General features: G+C 79.0%; 1 pseudogene. It reads right to left on the bottom strand.

Features of this window, described 5'->3' with window-relative positions:
• Positions 1–727: pseudogene (locus BG452_RS36145) on the bottom strand (SMC family ATPase); the annotation flags it as partial.

Genomic DNA, 727 nt, shown 5'->3' with positions numbered 1-727 from the left:
GAGCTGTTCGGCGGCGGCCTGGGCCCGGCCGGCCCGCTCCTCGTCCTCGGCGCTCACCCGACCGCCGTCGGCGGCCTCGGCGGGCGCCGGGTGCTCGGGCGAGCCGCAGACCCGACAGGCCTCGCCCGAGCGCAGCTGCTCGGCCAGCTCGGCGGCCATGCCCGTCAGGCGGCGGTCCCGTAGGTCCAGGCTGAACTCGCGGGCGTCCAGCGCGGCCGTCCGCAGCTCGGCGACCCTCGGCTCGGCGGCCGTGATCTCGACCCGCAGGCCGTCCCGCTCCCGGGCCGCACCCAGGCGGGTGGTCAACTCGGCGCGCTGCCCGTCCAGTTGCTCGACCCGGGTGCTCGCCGCCTGGGCCCGGGACTGCTGCTCCTCCAGCCGGGCCAACTCGCCCTCGAACTCGGCCAGCCAGCGTGCGGCCTCCTCGGCCAGCTCCTCGGCGTCGACCCGGCCCTGGGTCAAGGAGAGCTGCTCGCGGGCGAGTTCGGCGCAGCGCCGCTCCTCCGCCCGGGCCGTCTCCAGCCGGACCACTTCGGCGCGCAGCCGCAGCTCGGCCTCGGCCAGCCCGGCCTCCGTCAGCTCGGTTTCGGTCAGCCCGGCGGCGTCGGATCCGGCCAGTGCGTAGGCCCCGTCGGCCGCCCGGGCGAGCGCGCCCCGGTGCCGCCGCTCCGCCTCCCGGGCGCGCTCGAGGGCCTCGGCCGCGCTCTCCCGTAGGCGCAGCGCCGAC

Origin of the sequence: Streptomyces sp. CBMA123, from assembly GCF_014596465.1 — a bacterium.
In the GTDB taxonomy this organism is placed as follows: domain Bacteria; phylum Actinomycetota; class Actinomycetes; order Streptomycetales; family Streptomycetaceae; genus Kitasatospora.
This window is presented reverse-complemented; position numbering and strand designations above follow the sequence as displayed.